General features: G+C 75.2%; 10 protein-coding genes and 3 tRNA genes. 5 read left to right on the top strand and 8 right to left on the bottom strand.

All coding sequences use genetic code 11. The annotated features are described in order from the left end of the window. Nucleotides 1–43 precede the first annotated feature (43 nt). Entirely contained in the window at nucleotides 44–1,024 is a 981-nt protein-coding gene (locus ACFVXG_RS10985; protein WP_387926347.1) for a hypothetical protein, read from the top strand. 69 nt (nucleotides 1,025–1,093) lie between these two features. Here ACFVXG_RS10985 and ACFVXG_RS10980 read toward each other — a convergent pair whose 3' ends face one another. The 3 genes from ACFVXG_RS10980 to ACFVXG_RS10970 form a co-directional block, all read right to left on the bottom strand. Then, entirely contained in the window at nucleotides 1,094–2,113 is a 1,020-nt protein-coding gene (locus ACFVXG_RS10980) for a C40 family peptidase (protein ID WP_387926345.1), read from the bottom strand. Continuing rightward, complete coding sequence (locus tag ACFVXG_RS10975; RefSeq protein WP_387926344.1) at nucleotides 2,110–3,390, bottom strand: SPFH domain-containing protein; 1,281 nt, start codon at nucleotides 3,388–3,390, stop codon at nucleotides 2,110–2,112. Before ACFVXG_RS10975 ends, ACFVXG_RS10980 begins: the two co-directional genes overlap by 4 nt. 195 nt (nucleotides 3,391–3,585) lie before the next feature. Continuing rightward, nucleotides 3,586–6,555 (bottom strand): Ig-like domain-containing protein, encoded by a 2,970-nt coding sequence (locus ACFVXG_RS10970; RefSeq protein WP_387926342.1) that lies wholly within the window; start codon nucleotides 6,553–6,555, stop codon nucleotides 3,586–3,588. A 346-nt stretch (nucleotides 6,556–6,901) separates the two neighbouring features. On the opposite strand from ACFVXG_RS10970, the gene ACFVXG_RS10965 reads away from it, so the two are divergent. Both ACFVXG_RS10965 and ACFVXG_RS10960 read left to right on the top strand, forming a co-directional pair. Continuing rightward, nucleotides 6,902–7,312: a globin family protein gene (locus ACFVXG_RS10965; RefSeq protein WP_387926504.1), complete on the top strand. Its 411-nt coding sequence runs from the start codon at nucleotides 6,902–6,904 to the stop codon at nucleotides 7,310–7,312. Between the two features lie 177 nt (nucleotides 7,313–7,489). After that, nucleotides 7,490–8,692, top strand: a complete 1,203-nt coding sequence (locus ACFVXG_RS10960) for a globin domain-containing protein (RefSeq protein WP_387926341.1) — start codon at nucleotides 7,490–7,492, stop codon at nucleotides 8,690–8,692. Between the two features lie 101 nt (nucleotides 8,693–8,793). Here ACFVXG_RS10960 and ACFVXG_RS10955 read toward each other — a convergent pair. The 3 genes from ACFVXG_RS10955 to ACFVXG_RS10945 all read right to left on the bottom strand — a co-directional run bounded on the left by ACFVXG_RS10955 (nucleotide 8,794) and on the right by ACFVXG_RS10945 (nucleotide 9,266). Next, nucleotides 8,794–8,869: transfer RNA gene (locus tag ACFVXG_RS10955), tRNA-Arg, on the bottom strand. Nucleotides 8,870–8,900: 31 nt separating this feature from the next. Further along, a tRNA-Arg gene (locus ACFVXG_RS10950) sits at nucleotides 8,901–8,976 on the bottom strand. Nucleotides 8,977–9,172: 196 nt separating this feature from the next. Beyond that, nucleotides 9,173–9,266: transfer RNA gene (locus ACFVXG_RS10945), tRNA-Ser, on the bottom strand. A 178-nt stretch (nucleotides 9,267–9,444) separates the two neighbouring features. Between ACFVXG_RS10945 and ACFVXG_RS10940 the strand changes: the two genes are divergently transcribed. Next, nucleotides 9,445–12,891, top strand: coding sequence for a PAS domain-containing protein (locus tag ACFVXG_RS10940; protein WP_387926339.1), 3,447 nt, complete (start codon nucleotides 9,445–9,447; stop codon nucleotides 12,889–12,891). A 74-nt stretch (nucleotides 12,892–12,965) separates the two neighbouring features. Here the strand turns inward: ACFVXG_RS10940 and ACFVXG_RS10935 are convergent, their stop codons facing one another. After that, a complete protein-coding gene (locus ACFVXG_RS10935; protein WP_387926337.1) occupies nucleotides 12,966–14,627 on the bottom strand; it encodes a long-chain fatty acid--CoA ligase in 1,662 nt (553 codons plus the stop codon). 183 nt (nucleotides 14,628–14,810) lie between these two features. After that, nucleotides 14,811–15,683 (bottom strand): DUF1906 domain-containing protein, encoded by an 873-nt coding sequence (locus ACFVXG_RS10930; RefSeq protein WP_387926336.1) that lies wholly within the window; start codon nucleotides 15,681–15,683, stop codon nucleotides 14,811–14,813. Nucleotides 15,684–15,846: 163 nt separating this feature from the next. Between ACFVXG_RS10930 and ACFVXG_RS10925 the strand changes: the two genes are divergently transcribed. Then, nucleotides 15,847–16,911, top strand: coding sequence for a DMT family transporter (locus ACFVXG_RS10925; RefSeq protein WP_387926335.1), 1,065 nt, complete (start codon nucleotides 15,847–15,849; stop codon nucleotides 16,909–16,911). Nucleotides 16,912–16,944 lie beyond the last annotated feature (33 nt).

The following is a 16,944-nucleotide window of genomic DNA, read 5'->3' as shown; positions in this document are numbered from 1 at the left end:
CGGAACGCGTCGGCGGTGGCGGGTTCCGGTCGCCGTCGGGGGCGTGGTGCTCCTCGCCGCCTCCGCCGTGTTCTACCTCGGTGGCGGGTACGACCGCTGGCAGGACGGCCGCAGCCTGGCCGGCCTGTGCCACGGCAGCCTGGACACCGCCGAAGTCGACGCCTTCCTCGGGGTGGACCGGCTGCGCGGCAGGGACGCCGACGCGCCGGAGGGTCTGGCGGCCTGCTCCGCGGTCAACGCGGACCGGGCCGGTGCCGGCTTCCTGGAGGTCCGCGTCGGCCGCGGCCCGGAGGCCGTCGGCCGGGCGCTGCACGCGTTGCAGCGGGAGCGGCCGGACATCGCCACCAGCATGGCCATGCCCTTCGGCCACGGTCGTCGGGGTGTCCTGGACCTGCAGGGCCGGGGCGGCGTGCTCGCCGTGCTCGCACCGGACTGCGTCGGCGGGAGCGGGGACCTGGTCGTCACGGTGACGGGCGTCCCGGTCAAGGCCGGCGTCGAGGACCCGGTCCAGCGGGCCCGGTTCGCCCGGATCGCCGCGCGCGCCGCGGACGGCGCCGCCCGGGTCTGGGGCTGCTCCCCCGGCTCCGGGCCGGAGGTCACCGACGTCCCGGCGGACTCCCGGTACGTCAAGGTCCCGGACGGCCGGGCCGGCGGCACCTGCGCCGGGCTGTCGGGCACCACCGGCGAATCGCCCGCGGATCCGGCCGCCCCGGTCGAGGACTGCTTCCTGTTCGCCGGCGATGACACCCCGCGCTTCCGCCTGGGGGCGTACTACCCGCCGTTCGCCGCCGTCCTCCCCGGGGTCGCGGGCTACCGCGTCACCGGTCCGGCCGGCAGCCGGGACGGCCTGGCCTGGGCCACCGCCGCCTGTCCGGGCGGCGCCACCGCCCTCTACACCGTGGACACCGTCGACGACGGCCACCGGATCGCCGCCCCCGCCCCGGCCCTCGAGCAGGACGCCCTGCGCACCTTCGCCACCCGGTCGGCGCGCAGCCACGGCTGCTCCGCACCGCAGCTGCCCTGAACGCGCCCCGGCCCCGGCGGGAGTGCTCCCGCCGGGGCCGGACCGTCGGCCGGAGGACCGGCCGGAGCGCTACGGCCGACCGAAGTGGGTCGGGTAGTAGCCCGGGTTGAGGGTGGATATCCGGACGGTCTTGCCCGGGCGGGGTGCCTCGACGAACTTGCCGCCGCCCAGGTAGATGCCCACGTGGTGGATCCCCGAGGCACGGCCGCTGTCCGACCAGAACACCAGGTCGCCGCGGCGCAGTTGCCCCGCGCTGATCGGCGTGGTCGCCGCGTACTGGTCGTCGGCCACCCGGGGCAGGCCTATCCCGCTTCGCCGGTAGGCCTGCTGGACCAGCCCGGAGCAGTCGTAGCCGGACGGGCCGTTGCCGCCCCAGACGTACGGCTTGCCCAGTTGGGCGAGCGCGTAGTCGATGGCCGCCTCGGTGCTCCCGGGGGTCGGGGTGGAGTCCGCGGACGGGCGGCTGCCCGACCCACCGGAGCCCTGGTCCGAACCGCCGCCGGACTGGCCGGTGCGGCTGAGGTAGACGTCGTAGTGGCTGGTCCAGCGCCACTCACCGCTGCCGTTCTTGAACCAGTACTTCGAGCCGTCCCAGCCCTGGCGCAGCCCCCAGGAGGAGGCCGAGCCGTTCGAGACGGCGTTGGACCCGGAGGACCCGGAGGACCCGGAGGACCCGGAGGACCCGGAAGAGCCGGAGCCGGAGCCGGACCGGCCGGTACGACTGGCGTACACGTCGTAGTGGCTGGTCCAGCGCCACTCACCGCTGCCGTTCTTGAACCAGTACTTCGACCCGTCCCAGCCCTGCTTGCCCGCCGCGGCGTGCGCGGAGCCGGCACCCGCCGTCAGGCCGACCACGCCGGCGCCCGCCAGCACGGTGGTGGCCAGGCAGGTACTTCGCACGGCCCGGTGTATTCGGCTGCCACCGCCGGCCGCCGCGGCGCGGGCGGTGCGCGGCCGGGCGGCGCAGTTCGGGCAGCCGCAGCCGGTGATCGCGGGGATGCTGCCCAGGCGCTCCTCGAAGCCGATCAGACCGGGGTCGGCGTCGAGGCCGGTACCGGGTTCGGCGTACGCGCCGGTGGCTATCCTCATGCGGGTCGTCCTTCCTTCCGCCCGGCCCGGGCGGCCGGGGGCGGTACCGAGGCGGCCACTCCGGCCGGGGCGACGAAGGCGACCAGCAGCTGTTCCATCAGCGCGCTGCGGGCGGCCTCGTCCAGTTCGTGCGCGGTCGCGCGCTCGAGTCGGCGGACGGCCAGCGCCGCCGCCTCCACCGCATCGTCGACCAGCACGGTCCGCAGGCCCGCGTCCAGGTCGGCCAGCCGGCGGCGGCGCATCGACTCGGCCACCTCGGGCGCGTAGTCCAGCGCCAGCGGCTGCACCGAGTAGACCTCCAGGCCGGCCGGGGCGGCCTCGGCGGCCAGGGCGCGGGTCATCTCGTCGGCGAACCACTGCCCGTCGCGCAGTGCCGGACCGGGCGCCGCGTTGCTGTCGCACGGCAGGGTGGAGGCGGTGCGGGTGAGCACGGCCTGGACCTGCTCGCGCAGGTAGCTCTCGTGGTCCTCGATCGCCAGCAGCGCCCGCGCGGTGTCCTTGACCCGCCAGACGATCAGCAGCCGGACGACGATCGGGGTGCCGGTGCGGTCGACGACCTTGACCGGCTCGCTGCGCCAGTGCCGCAGCCGCACGTCGACCCGGCGGCGGCGCAGCAGCGGGTTCACCCAGACCAGCCCGGTTCTGCGCACCGTGCCCCGGTAGCGGCCCCAGCGGCTCAGCACCCGGGTCTCGCCGCCCGCGTTGGCCAGCAGGCCGGCCAGCGCGAACACCACCAGCAGCCCGGCCGCACCGACCAGGGCGACGGCCTGGGCGTCGATCCCGGACCGGCCGCCGGCCTGCACGGCGGGGCTGCGCAGCTCGGGCAGCGCGTCCAGGTGGGGGATGACGCCGGTGCGCAGCAGCACGTAGCCCACGCCGGCCAGGCCGAGCAGCACCACCAGCAGCGCGACCCAGCCGGGCAGGGAGGTGGCGGTGTGCTCGCGCAGCGCCTGGTCCGCCCGCGGGGGGCGGCGCGAGGTGGCGGCGGGGGCACCGGCCCGGCCGAGCTCGGGGAGTTCGACGGTCTCCGGGGCGGCCGTCTCCAGCGGGTCCCGCAGGTCGGCGGGGTCGGCGGGGGACGGGCCGGGGACGACGACCAGCGGGGCGGTCGTCGGACCGCTGTCCACCGGACCGGCCGGACCGACCGGACCGGCGGCCTTGACGGTCGAGACCTTGGCGAGCGGGCTGGCGCCGGTGGCGGAACGTTCCGGCAAGGCCGGGGGGAACGACTTGGGCAGGTTGTCGGGTCGCTGCGAAGAATCGCGGGTGACGTCCATGCACGGATCCTCTGGGTCTGGTGTGTCGCGCAACGGGCGGCCCGGATCTGACGGGCAGTGCCAGAGTCAGGCTAAGTTCATACGTCATCAAATGCGACATTTGAGCTGAGGTGTGTCGACATTTACTGACGAATCGTCCGAAGCTGACCTGACGCGCAGGCACATGGGCGGATGGTCGGGACGGTTCGGCGCAGGTCAGCGCCGTCGGGCACCGGATCCACGGGCGAACACCCGACGGGTGATCAGCCCGATTCCGGCGAGCACCAGCAGGACCCCGGCCAGCACGCCGTGCCAGCAGGGCTCGCGGGGCCGACTGGCCGCCGCCTCCTCCGCCGGGGGTGCGGGCAGCGGCCGGGCAGCGGCACGGCCCGCCCGGGATCCGTCCTGCTCAGCGGCCGACCGGGGCTCAGCGACGGTTCCGGGCGACCCCGCGGGGGTCGCGGAGGCACCGGCGGTCGACGCGACGCCCGGGGACGGGGCGGCGCTGCCGGACGGCGGGGCGGAGAGGGTGGAGACGGCGGGAACGAACGGCACCGTCGGACGGGCCGAGCCCGCATAGGCCGTGGGGGCGGTGGCGGCGGTGGGTGTGGTGGAGACGGCAGGGGACGCCGGGACGGACGGAACCGGTGGCACCGCCACCGAGGGCGCCGCCGAGGTCGGGACCACCGGCGGCACGACCGGGGGTACGACGATCGGCAGCAGCCCCGGCGGGACCGGCCGGAGCACCGGCACCTCGGTCGGGCTCGGCGACCCGACCGCCGAGGGCGACACCGTGGGCGCAGCCGAGGGCGACACCGAGAGCGGGGCCGACACCGTAGGCGCAGCCGACGGCGACACCGCGAGCGAAGGCGCAGCCGAAGCCGAGGGCGACACCGTGGGCGACGCTGATGCCGAAGCCGAAGCACTCGCCCCACCGGCCACCGGAGTCGCCGCCGAAGGACTCGCCGCCACCGAAGCACTGGGCGCCGAAGGACTCACCACCGAAGGACTCGCCGACGCCGAAGCACTGGGCACCGAAGGACTCGCCGCCACCCGCACCCGTACCGGGTCCCCCGAAGTCCCGTTTCCCGCCCGGTCGGTCGCCGTGACGGTCAGCCACTGCTCCCCGTCCGCCAAGTCCCGGTTGGCGGTGCAGCTCCAGCTCCCGTCCAGTGCCGCGGTGGCCCCGCAGAGCACCGTGCGGTCGCCGGTGCCCGCCGCCGGCGCGGCCGTGACCAGCACGTTGGTGCCCGCTTCGGCCCGTCCGGTGAGCTTCGGGCGGCTGACCCGCAGGACTTCGCCGGGGGCGGGCGCGGTGAGCACCGGCTTGGCCGGCGGCACGGTGTCCACGACCAGCACGACCGGCTGCCCGGCCGTCCGGTTCCCGGCCGCGTCCACGGCGACGGGGGTGAGCTGGTGGCTGCCGTCGGCCAGGTTCTCGACCGGCAGGCAGGACCACTCGCCCTCCGCCCGGACCGCGCTGCTGCACAGGTCGGCGGAGGTGGACCGGTCGGCGACGGAGACGGTGCTGCCGGCCTCGCCGGTGCCGGTGAGCTGCAGCCCCGGGTCATTGGTGTAGGCGGGGAGGGTGAGCACGGGCGCGGCCGGCGGGGTGGTCTTCACGGTGACCTTGACGGGCTCGCCGCGCAGCACCAGGCCGCCGGTGGTGGTCTCCACCGGGGTGAGGGCGTGCCCTCCGGCGGCGAGCGCGCTGCCGGGGCGGCAGGACCAGCCCCCGCCGCGCTCGACCTTGGCCTTGCAGAGCGTGTTGTCGCCGTCCCGGATCTCCACCGAGGCGCCGGCGACGGCGCCTTCGCCGCTGATCCGGGGGCGGGCGTCGGCCAGGACGGTGCCGTCGACCGGTTCGGCGATCTCGGGCCGGGCGGCGCCGACGGTCAGCTTGATCCGCTGGTCGGAGACCTGCCCGGAGTCGGCGAAGCCGCCGGAGGGGACGAGTTGGCTGTTGTCGCGGCCGATCCGCAGCCGGGCCCAGGTCTCGCCGGAGGCGGCGCCGGGCGGCACGGTCCACTCCAGGGTCGCGGTGCCGGCGCCGGCCGGGATCTCGGCCTGCACCCGGTCGGCGGGGTCGAACCGGCCGCTGTGGTCGAAGTCGATCCAGCCGGCCAGGGTGGCGGGTTGGTCGCCCACCGCGACCGGGACGGTGACCCGGTAGTAGCGGCCGATGGCGGCCCCGTCGGGGAAGCCGAGCGAGGGGTCGGCGCCCTGGTACTCGCCGCGGCCGGGCTGGAGTTTGGGCGGCGGCGGGCTGCCGGGGGTTCCGGCGGGCAGGCTCGCGAAGGGGTTGCCGCGCCGGACGGCGTCGTGGTCGAGCTCGACGAGCGGCCCGGCGGACGGGCTCGCGACGGGGCGGCCTGCGTCGCGGCGGCCCGGGGTGAGGGCGTCGGCGCCCAGGAAGAGGTCGGAGACCACGTGCGAGGCGTTGCCGTAGGCCTGCGGCGCGGTGCCGAGGTCCTCGTCCACGGTGACGGTGTAGGCCTGGCGCAGGGCGGGCGCGGCGGTGGTGCTCCCGGCCCGGGAGGTGGAGCGCTGTTCGATCCGGAAGACCGCGGTGCGGACCGTCCCGGCGAGTTCCAGGGTGCCTTCGGCGGCGGAGCCGGCGGCGGCGTCGGAGGAGCCGTCGTTCCCGGCGGGGGCCAGGGAGTTGCCGTCGACCGTCCAGCCGGACCAGTCGGTGCGCCCGACCAGGGTGGGGGCGGCGGGCGAGCCGCCGGTGAGGGTCAGCCGGGCCGCGGTGCTGGTGGTGCCGGAATTCCCGGTGGCCGCCGCGGCGAGTCCGCTGAGGTGCAGTCGGGGATTGCGGACCGGCCGGGAGAATCCCAGCCGGAGAGTTCCGACGGTCCGCCAGGAACCGTCCGTCTGCGGACGGTCGGGGGTGAGGAGGAAGGTCTGGGCGGCGTCTCCGGGGCGCATTCCGTCCGCGTAGACGGTGGAACGCCCCCCTCCGGAGCGGTCGGCCAATCGGCCCGCCTCGGCGCCGACCGCCGTGCCCGGTGCGGCCGTGAGGTCGAACTGGACGGAGAGCCCGGAGGGCAGCACCGCCCGGCGCTCGCCCGACCACGCGTCAGGTGCCTGTCGGGCCACCGAGAGCGGGGCGTTCCAGCTGGTCAGCGCCCCGACCGTGAGAACGGCCAGGACGGCAGCTGTGCGGGGAAACTGTCGGCTCATCCGGCTCTCCTTCACGGTCGGCTGCCGGGGTGGCGGGCAGTCTGGGCACAAGATCCGACAAAACGGAATCACGATCCCTGACCGGTCATACTGCGACACCTTCGCTTTTGACCGCGTCCCACCCGTTTGGCGGCCATCCGGGCGGCAGGACGGGTTGTACCCGAATCGGCCGCATTTCATCCATTAGGCGGTAATGGATCCCGGCCCGAACGGCCGAACCCACCCGAATGGCGGAGAGAGGGGAATTCCCGTTGAGCAGACGGACACCAGCGTCCGGTACCTGACCATTCATCGGGGAACTCTGTTCGAATTACCCACCCGCTCAGTAGAGTCGGGCACCGTGACTATGGACCCCGTACTCGTCAAGCGTAGTTTCGCGGCGGTGGAGCCCCACGGCCCGGTCGTCGCCGAATACTTCTACCGGCACCTGTTCGAGCACGATCCCGGCGTCCGCGGCCTCTTCACCGAGCACCTGGACGAGCAGCAGGACCGGCTGTTCGCCGCCCTCGGCGCGCTCGTCACCCACCTGGAGGACACCGACACCGTGGTCGGCCTGCTCCGCGACCTCGGCGCGCGGCACGCCGGGTACGGCGCGCTGGTGGAGCACTTCCCGGCGGTCGGCGCGAGCCTGCTCGCCACCCTGGCCCACTACGCCGGCGACGAGTGGACCCCGGAGGCCGAGGCCGCCTGGACCGCCGTCTACGGGGTGGTCAGCGACACCATGGGCGCGGCCCTCACCGAAGCCCGGTCGGCCTAGGCCCTCTCTTTCGGATCTTTGCCGGGTCCGCGGCGTTGGGGCACGCACCTCGCCGCGTTGTCGTCGGTCGCCGATGCTCCGCATGGACTCCCTCCTCCGCCTTGCGATGCACGCACCCCAACGCCGCGGCCTGATCCGACAAGATCCAAAAGAGAGGACCTAACCGGGAGTGCTGGGGTGGCCTTCGACCCCGCGGTCATCCGGGCCAGCTTCGCCGTCGTCGAACGCCGGGCCGATCACCTGACCACCTTCTTCTACGCCCACCTGTTCAACCACCACCCGGCCCTGCGCCCGCTCTTCCCCGCCCAGCTGCACGAGCAGCGGGACCGGCTGTTCGCCGCGCTCACCCGAATCGTGCTGCGGCTGGACGAGCCTGAGCGGCTCACCGAGTACCTGCGGGCGCTCGGGCGCGACCACCGGAAGTTCCAGGCCGCGCCCGAGCACTACCCGGCCGTCGGGGCCAGCCTGATCGCCGCGCTGCGGCAGTGCTCCGGCCACTCCTGGACGCCGGAGGCCGAGCAGGCCTGGACCGAGGCCTACACCGTGATCGCCCGGATCATGTCCGGGGCCGCCGAGGAGCTCCGGGAGCACCACCCCGCCTGGTGGGAGGCCGAGGTCGCCGGCCGCCGCCGGGCCGCGGCCGACCTGGTCGTGCTCACCCTGGCCCCGATGCGCCCGTACCCCTTCACGGCCGGCCAGTACCTCACCCTCAGCAGCCCCCGGACGCCCCGGGTCTGGCGGCCGTACTCGCTCGCCAACGCCCCGCGCCCGGACGGCAGCCTGGAGCTGCACGTGCGGCGGGTGCCCGGCGGGCTGCTGAGCCCCGTCCTGGTGGAGGACGTGATGCCCGGCGAGCTGCTGCGGCTCGGACCGCCGCTGGGCGAGGCCGTGCTCACCCCCGGCTCGGACCGGCCGCTGCTGCTGGTCGCCGCGGGCAGCGGCTGGGGGCAGACCAAGGCACTGCTGGAGCAGCTCACCGCCGCGCAGCCGGAACGGGAGGCCACCGTGCTGCTCGCGGCTCGCACGACGGCCGGGCAGTACGACCTGGACGCGGTGCGGCGGATGCTCACCCGCAATCCCCGGCTGCAGGTGCTGACCGCCGCCCCCGACCGGTCCGCCGGCACCGGCGGGACCACCGCGCTGCTGCGGCGGACGCTGCTCGGGCACGGCGACTTCACCGGCTGGGAGGTCCACCTCTCCGGACCGCCGGAGCTGGTCGACGAGCTCGCCGAGCTGCTGCTGACCCTGGGGGCCGCCCCGGAGCTGGTCCGTCACGACCCGGCGCCGGTGACCTTCAACCGGGCCCGGCCGCTCACCAGCTCGGAGTGGTTCCTGGACCGGCGGGACGTGCCCTGGATCAACCGGACCGACCTGGGGTGACGGGCGTCACGCACGAGCGACGGCACGGCCGACTGCCCGGCCCGGCCCGGTCCAGTCCGGAAAACGGAGAAGCCCCCGGCCGGTGGCCGGGGGCTTCTCGCTGGTGCGCTCAGCAGGATTCGAACCTGCAACCTCTTGATCCGTAGTCAAGTGCTCTATCCGTTGAGCTATGAGCGCAAGGAACGGGCGAACCCGATCTTGCGGAGTTTGGTGCGCTCAGCAGGATTCGAACCTGCAACCTCTTGATCCGTAGTCAAGTGCTCTATCCGTTGAGCTATGAGCGCTCGCCCTGGTGAACAGTGCCTCCGGGGCGTTGCGTGGACAACATTACATGACCTGCCACGTAGGGCGAAATCGATTGATCCGGCCCCGGTCCGCCCGCTCCGGGCCGCCCGGCGACGATGCCCCCGACATGCCCCCGACATGCCCCCGGACATGCGAAGAGCCCCGCCGACGTGATCGTCGACGGGGCTCTCCGGCTGGCGGAGGCTGAGGGATTTGAACCCTCGATCAGGAATAACCCCGAAACCGCATTAGCAGTGCGGCGCCATAGACCGGACTAGGCGAAGCCTCCCCACATGGAGCACGCCCGCGCGTTGCGGACCCGTTCCGTGTGTCAGTGATGATGCCACAACCGTGGGGCTCGGCACCAACCACCGCCAACGTTACTAGGCGGGTCGTCCCCGCCGCAAAGAAGAATGAGATACTGCCGACTCCGGAGGAGCTGCCCTGAGCCGAGGAGACCTGTCGACGTGAGCAGCAGGCCGATCCGAGGCGCTGCTCGCCTCGACGCCATACTCGACGCCCTGCCCGACGCGTTGTTGCTGGTGAACAGCAACGGCACCGTGGTGGACGCCAACAGCGCAGCGGTCCAGGCGCTACAGGCGCCCGGCACCTCGCTGGTCGGCATGGGCGTGCTCGGCCTGCTACCCGAGTTCGACCCCAGTCGGATCCCCGGCTCGATGCGCCCGGCCACCCGCGACGGCGACGCCCTCGACCGCCCGGTCCGGATGACCGCCCACCGCACCGACGGCTCGACCTTCCCGGTCGAGGTCTCCGGCAACGACTTCGCCACCGACGGCGGCGACGGCTACGGGCGCTCCCCGTACGAGCCGTACCGCGACGGCCCCCGCGCCTCCTCGTCCTCCGACCTGCTCCTGCTGCTGGTCCGCGACCTCTCCGGGCGGCTCGGCGTCGAGGCCGAGCTGCGCCGCCAGCACAAGCAGACCGAGATGATCCTGCGGGCCGCCGCCGAGGGCGTGCTCGGGGTGGACCTCGACGGCCGCTGCGTGCTGGTCAACCCCGCCGCCGCGCACATCCTGGAGTACCGGGCGAGCGAGCTGGGCGGGCGCGAGCTGCACCCGCTGATCCAGCACTCCCGGGCCGACGGCACTCCGCTGGCGCTGGAGGAGTCCGCCCTGCTGGACACCCTGACCTCCGGGCGCAAGCACCGGGTGCGCGGCACCGTGCTGTGGCGCAAGGACGGCCGCCCGGTCACCGTCGACCTCACCACCGCCCCGGTCCGGGACGGCGACGAGCTGGTCGGCGCCGTGATGACCTTCACCGACCGCAGCCGCGAACTCGCCCTGATCGCCCGCAACGAGCACCTCACCGCCGTCCTGGAGACCGAGCTCGGCGGCGCGCTGAGCGCGCTGAACCAGCGGCTGGACCGCCTCGCCGCCGACCCGGCCGGGCAGCTCTGGCCCGAGGCCAACTGGACCCTGCGCCGGCTCGCCGACGAGTGCCGCCGGTTCGGCAAGCTGATCGACGGCGTGCTGGAGCACCAGCGCTCCGAGGCCGGTGAGGGCGGACCGGCCGAGGGCCGGGACGGCAAGGAGAGCAAGGACGGCAAGGACGGCAAGGACGGCAAGAGCGGGCGCAAGGCCGCGCAGCAGGTCCCGGTCGGCCTGGACAAGGTGGTCCGCCGGGCCGTCGAGGAGGCCGGCGAGCTGGTCGGCCCGGGCCGGGTGCGCTTCTCGGTGCACGCCGCCGCGGTCGAGGTGATCGCCGACGAGCGGCGACTCGCCCAGGCGCTGGCCCACCTGGTCGCCGACGTCAGCGGCACCGGCCTCGCGCTGGACGCCCCCACCGCCCCCTCCCCCGGCCTGGCCGTCCCCGGACTGTCCGTGCCCGGGCTGGGCGGCCCGCCCGCCCCGCCGGCGCCCGCCGAGCCGCCGACCGTCGTCCTGGCCGCCGCCCAGCGCGGCGAGGTCGCCCGGGTCGAGATCCGCGGCCCCGGCGTCGGCGGCAGCCCCGTCCACCTGCCGATAGCCCGCGCGGTGGTCGAGCGCCACGGTGGCGTGCTCCAGCCGCACGAGCTGCCCGGCAAGGCCGGGACCACGTACGTGGTGGAGCTTCCGCTGGACCCGGCCGCCGCGAAGGCCGCCGCCGAACGCGCCTCCGCCGAGGGCCGCTCGGACCGGCCCAAGGAGGGCGACAGCGCCGTCCTGCCCGAGCTGCCGGGCATCCCGCAGCTGCCCAGCAGCGGCGATGCCGCCGAGTCCACCCGACCCGCGGCCTCCGGCGCCCCGACCAGCTCCGGCCGGCCGGGCGACGCGCCGGAGGGCCGGGAGACCGCCGAACCGGAGCAGGCGCCCGCCGAGGAGGCCCCGGCCGAGCGCCGCGGCCGCCGGGGCCGGCCCGCCGCCGAGGCCCCCGTGCCCGAGCCCACCGACCCCGCCACCCCCGCCGACCAGTGGCCGAACGCCCCCGCCCGGGTCGAACGGGCCGTCCCCGAACAGTGGAACGGCACCGGCAACGACCCCGCGTACGGGCGCCGGGGCCCGGCCGCCCCGGAGGCGGCGCAGAGCGACCCGTGGGGCAAGGACGACGGCCGCTCCGGCCCCGCCTACGCGGTACCCGTCGAGGGTGCCCGCCCCCAGCAGAACCGGCCCGGCGGCCGTGAGCCGCTGGCGCTCGGCCCCGCACCCGCCGACGCCGCCGACCCGCAGCCGAACGGCGCCCCCGCCGAGGACGGCGGCGAGGCCAAGCCGCGCAGACGCCGCGCCCTGCCCTCCGCCGAGGACTCCTCGGGCGGCTTCGCGCTGCCCGGTGTGGGCGACACCCCGGTCTACCCCGGCCTGGAACACGCCCTGCCCGCCGGTCCGACGCCCGCCCCGGCCGAGCCCGCCACCGCACCGACCGGCCGCCGCCGTCGGCTCTCGGTACCGCCCGGTCCCGGCTCGGACGCCCCGGCCGGAGCGCCCGCCCCGCAGCCCGGCACCGCGCTGGAGCCCGCCCGGCCCGCGCTGCCCGCCGCCGAGGAGCCGAGCGCCCCGCGCCCGGTCGGCAGCGGCCTGGCCGAGCTCGCGCCGCCGCGGCCGATCGTCGCCCCGGTCGGCGCGGTGCCCGCCGCCGCGCCGCAGCCGCCCGCCCCGGCCGCGCCGCGCGCGCTGGCCGAACTGCCCGCCGCCCGGAGCGACCGCCCCGACGCCGAGCAGCCGCAGGCCGCGTCCGGCGAACTGGCCAACACCCGTCGGCTGCTGGTCTGGCCCGAGCCCGACCCGGCCACCGGCCAGGCACTCCAGTCGCGCGGCTACCTCCCGGTGATCGTCCGCTCCCGCGAGGAGCTGGACGCCCAGGCGAACGCCTTCCCGGCGGCGCTCTTCGTCGACCCGCTGACCGGCCCGATCACCCGCACCGCGCTGCAGTCGCTGCGCACCGCGGCGCTCAACAGCAGGGTCCCGGTGCTGGTCACCGCCGGCCTCGGCCAGGCCACCCGGGACGCCGCGTACGGCGCCGACCCGGCCGTGCTGCTGCGCGCCCTGGCCCCGCGCGACGGCGAGCACCACGCCCCGCGGGTGCTGCTGGTCGAAGGCGACCCGGACATCGCCGCCGCCATGATCAGCAGCCTGGAGCGGCGCGGCATGCACGTCGAGCACGCGGTGGACGAGAACGACGCCGTCGCCCGGGCCAGCAGCGTGCAGCCCAACCTGGTGGTGATGGACCTGTTCCAGATCCGCCGCCGCCGGATCGGCCTGCTGGACTGGCTGCGCGCCAACGACCGGCTGCACCGCACCCCGCTCGTGGTCTACACCTCGGTGGACCTGGACCCGCGCGAGCTGCCCCGGCTGCGCACCGGCGAGACGGTGCTCTTCCTCGCCGAGCGCTCGACCACCGAGGACGTCCAGTCCCGGATCGTCGACCTGCTCGGGCGGATCGGCGCGATGGGCGAGGCGGGCGTCGCCGCCGCGGGCTGAGGCCGGACACGCCGGAGGGCCGGCCCCGTCCGTACGGGGCCGGCCCTCCGCGCCGTCCGCTACTCCTTGCCCGGCTACTCCTTGCCCAGCGTGGTGACGTCCAGCCCGCCGGCCGCGTAGTCGGCCCGGATCACCTTCTTGTCGAACTTGCCGACCGAGGTCTTCGGGACGGACTCGACGATCGCCCAGCGCTCCGGCAGCTGCCAGGAGGCGATCCGCTCGGCCAGGAAGGCCCGCAGCTCCTTCAGCCCGACGGCCGCGCCCGGGCGCAGCACCACGGTGGCCAGCGGGCGCTCGCCCCACTTCTCGTCCGGCACCGCGACCACGGCGGCCTCGGCCACCTCGGGGTGGCCCATCAGGGCGTTCTCCAGCTCGACGGAGGAGATCCACTCGCCGCCCGACTTGATGACGTCCTTGGCCCGGTCGGTGAGGGTCAGGTAGCCGTCGGCGGTGATGGTGCCGACGTCGCCGGTGCGCAGCCAGCCGTCCTCGGAGAACTTGTCCTCCGGGCGGACCGGGTCCTGCCCGGCGCCGCCGTAGTAGGCGGCGGCGATCCACGGGCCGCGGACCTCCAGCTCGCCGGCCGCGACGCCGTCGTGCGGCATCCGCTCGCCGCCCGGGCCGATCAGCCGGGCCTCGACCGAGGCCGGGAAGAGGCCCTGGGTGATCCGGTACGGCCACTCCTCCTCGGGGGTGAGGCCGCCGGGCGGCTGGGCGAAGGAGCCGAGCGGGGAGGTCTCGGTCATGCCCCAGGCGTGCAGCACCCGGATGCCGTGGCGCTCGTCGAAGGCCTTCATCAGCGAGGGCGGGCAGGCGCTGCCGCCGATGACGACCATCCGCAGGCTGGAGGTGTCGTAGTCGCCCGCGTCCAGCTCGTCCAGCAGGCCGCTCCAGATGGTCGGGACGGCGGCGCTGACGGTGGGACGGACGGCGGCGATCATCTCGGCCATCGGCTTGGGCTGGAGGAAACGATCCGGCATGAGCAGGTTGGCGCCGGACATGAAGGCGGCGTGCGGGATGCCCCAGGCGTTCACGTGGAACATCGGGACCACCGGCAGGGCGGTGTCGCGCGGGGTGAAGGCGAAGTTGTCCCCGGTGTTGACCTGCATGCAGTGCAGGTAGATCGACCGGTGGCTGTAGAGCACGCCCTTCGGGTCGCCGGTGGTGCCGGAGGTGTAGCAGAGCACCGCGGCCTGCCGCTCGTCGATGTCGTGCTGCCACGGGTAGTCGGCGGGCCGGCCGGCGATCAGCTCCTCGTAGTCGTGCACGCCGCCCGCGAAGCCGGCCAGCAGCGAACGGTCGCCCGGGCCGGCCACCACGATGTGCTTCAGGGTGGGCGCGAGCTCCGGCAGCACGGCGGCGAGCAGCGGCAGCACGCTGCCGTTGACGATGATCACGCGGTCGGCGGCGTGGTCGATGATGAAGGACAGCTGCTGGGCGGGCAGCCGCAGGTTCAGGGTGTGCAGCACCGCGCCCATCGCCGGGACGGCGAGGTACGCCTCCAAGTGGAAGTCGTTGTTCCACATCAGCGTCGCGACCCGGTCGTCCCCGGTCACCCCGAGCTCGTCGCGCAGTGCGTGGGCGAGCCGCGCGGCGCGCTCGCCCACCTCGGCGTAGGTCCGGACGACCGGACCGGCCGCGTCCCAGGTGGTGACGGTGGATCGGGCGTGGATCGTGGACCCGTGCTCGAGGATCCGGGCGACGGTGAGCGGTACGTCCTGCATCGTGCTGAACACGGGTCCTCCTCGACCTGGCGGCACTGGCTGCTCCGCGGCTCCACCTACCGGGCGGTAATGCGCGCGGACGTGCCCGATTGTGCCGTTCCGTCCGCCCGCTGTCAGTATCCCGACCCCGTTGCACGGATCACGGGTCCGGCCCGGGTCCGGCCCGGATCCGGTTTCGCTGCTCCCCGGGGCCGCTCAGCCGGCGGTCGGGCCGTCGACCCGGTCGCGGTCGACGGTGAGGGTCTCGCCGGCGTAGGTCTCCTGGACGTTGCCGCGGTACTGGTGGACGCGCTGGTGGGCGGACCAGAGGTCCGGGCCGAGCGGGCCGGAGTCGGCGGTGTCCGGGTGGTCGTCCCAGCGGGCGTACCAGAGCGCGTCGGGCAGCGGGGAGCTGCCGGCCCGGGCGGCGGCGGCCAGGTCGGCGACGCCGGAGTCGAGGCTGGAGTAGAAGCCGGAGCGGTAGCCCGCCGCGTGCAGGCCCTGGGTCCAGCCGAGGGCGAAGTCGACGACGGCCTGGCCGCAGGCGGCGTCCTGCCTCGGGTAGGCCTCGATGTCCAGGTAGACCGGGCTGCCCTTGCCGAGGCCGAGCGCACGCATCGCGTGCACGGCCTCGGCGGCCTCGTCCCGGCCCTGCCGGGCGGCCTCGGCCGGGTCGATCCGCCTGGGTTTGCGGCTCGGGTCGGCGCACGGCGCCTGGAGGCCGACGTGCACCGGCAGGAACCGCCAGCCCATCGCCCGCGCCCGGTGGATCCAGTCCGCGGTGAGCCGGGGCTGGGCGCAGCCGCGCTGGGACCCGCTGACGTAGATGCCGACCGCCCCGTACGGGGAGGCGGCCCGCCAGGCCCGCAGGGTGTCGGTCGAGGGGGCGGTGCAGACGTCGAAGGCGGCGCCGCTCCAGTTGTCGCGGATCCGGGGCGGGCCGATCCGGTCGGGGAGCCGGAGGGCCCGGATGCGCGGGACGCCGACGGCTGCCGCGGCGGAGGCCTCGGCGCTCACGCCCGTCCCGTCGGTGGCCAGCAGGAGCACGAGGGAGGCGGCGAGGAGGGCCGCGGGGCGGAGATAGCGCACCCCGCCTTGATACTGACGGACCATCGGACGAACGCGCCAACCACGCCGCGGGGCCCGTTCGAGTCCACCCTTTCGGGCGCACCCGTCCGCATCCGTCCTGGTTTCCGTGAACGGGATGTAACGAGCTTGCCGGTTGGTCACTCCTTACGGCAAACTCGTCAGCATGCCCAGCTCCCACACCGGCGAAACCACTGCCCCCACCTCGGCCGCCGCCGTCGCCGAGGCCCTTGCCATGCCGCCCGCCCCCAAGGGCGAGCCCGCCGGCGAACGGGGCAGCTGGCGACGAGGCGGGGAGCCCGGATCCACGGCGCCCCCGGGGGCCCGCCCCGGCCGGTCCACCGGCCGGATCGGCAAGGCCCTGCGGCGCCCGGAGCGGATCCCGGCGCCGCTTCTCTGTCTGGTCGCGATGTTCCTGGTGCAGACCGGCATCGCCCTGTCCAAGCCGCTGTTCGGCCCGCTCGGGGTCAGCGGCACCACCTTCCTGCGGCTGGGCTTCGCCGCGGTGATCCTGCTCGCCGTCACCCGGCCCCGGCTGCGCGACAAGCGCCCGCGCGACCTCGCCGCGGCCGCGCTGCTCGGCATGGCCTCCGCCGGGATGACCTTCCTGTTCGCCGGGGCGATCGACCGGCTGCCGATGGGCACCGCCGCGACCATCGAGTTCCTCGGCCCGCTCGCGGTCGCCCTGGTCTTCGCCCGGCGCGCCAGCCACCTGCTCTGGGCGCTGCTCGCGGCGGCCGGGGTCGTCCTGCTGACCCTGCTCGGCGAAGGGGACGGCGGCGGCTCGCTCGACCCGGTCGGGCTGCTCTACGCCTTCGGCGCGGCCGGCTGCTACGCGCTGTACATCCTGTTCACCGACAAGGTCGGCGCCGCCTTCCAGGGCTTCCAGGGCCTGGCGGTGTCGATGACGGTCGGCGCCCTGTTCCTCGCGCCGTTCGGGCTCGGCGAGGCCTGGGACGGGCTGACCGCTCCCGGCGCCTCCCCGCTCGCACTGCTCGCCGCGGCGGCCGGGGTGGCGCTGCTACTGCCGGTGCTCCCGTACGCGCTGGAGATGACGGCGCTGCGGCGGATGCCCCAGCGGGTGTTCAGCGTGCTGGTCAGCCTGGAGCCGGCGGTCAGCGCGCTGGTCGGGCTGGTGGTGCTCGGCCAGCTGTTGGGCGCGGCGCAGCTGGCCGGGATCGGCTGTGTGGTCGCGGCCAGCGTGGGGGCCACGCTGACCGGACGGCGCTGACCGGGCGGCCGGTGCCGCCCGGGCGCTGAGCGG

It is taken from the genome of Kitasatospora sp. NPDC058162 (genome assembly GCF_042884005.1).
In the GTDB taxonomy this organism is placed as follows: domain Bacteria; phylum Actinomycetota; class Actinomycetes; order Streptomycetales; family Streptomycetaceae; genus Kitasatospora.
The sequence above is the reverse complement of the archived record's forward strand: the minus strand, read 5'-3'. Positions and strand labels throughout refer to the sequence as shown.

What these genes read in the sequence shown, in the direction of transcription:
- ACFVXG_RS10925 (WP_387926335.1), top strand. Translation starts at nt 15,847, where the DNA reads ATGCCCAGCTCCCACACCGGCGAAACCACTGCCCCCACCTCGGCCGCC.
- ACFVXG_RS10965 (WP_387926504.1), top strand. Translation starts at nt 6,902, where the DNA reads ATGGACCCCGTACTCGTCAAGCGTAGTTTCGCGGCGGTGGAGCCCCAC.
- ACFVXG_RS10975 (WP_387926344.1), bottom strand. Translation starts at nt 3,390, where the DNA reads ATGGACGTCACCCGCGATTCTTCGCAGCGACCCGACAACCTGCCCAAG.
- ACFVXG_RS10970 (WP_387926342.1), bottom strand. Translation starts at nt 6,555, where the DNA reads ATGAGCCGACAGTTTCCCCGCACAGCTGCCGTCCTGGCCGTTCTCACG.
- ACFVXG_RS10980 (WP_387926345.1), bottom strand. Translation starts at nt 2,113, where the DNA reads ATGAGGATAGCCACCGGCGCGTACGCCGAACCCGGTACCGGCCTCGAC.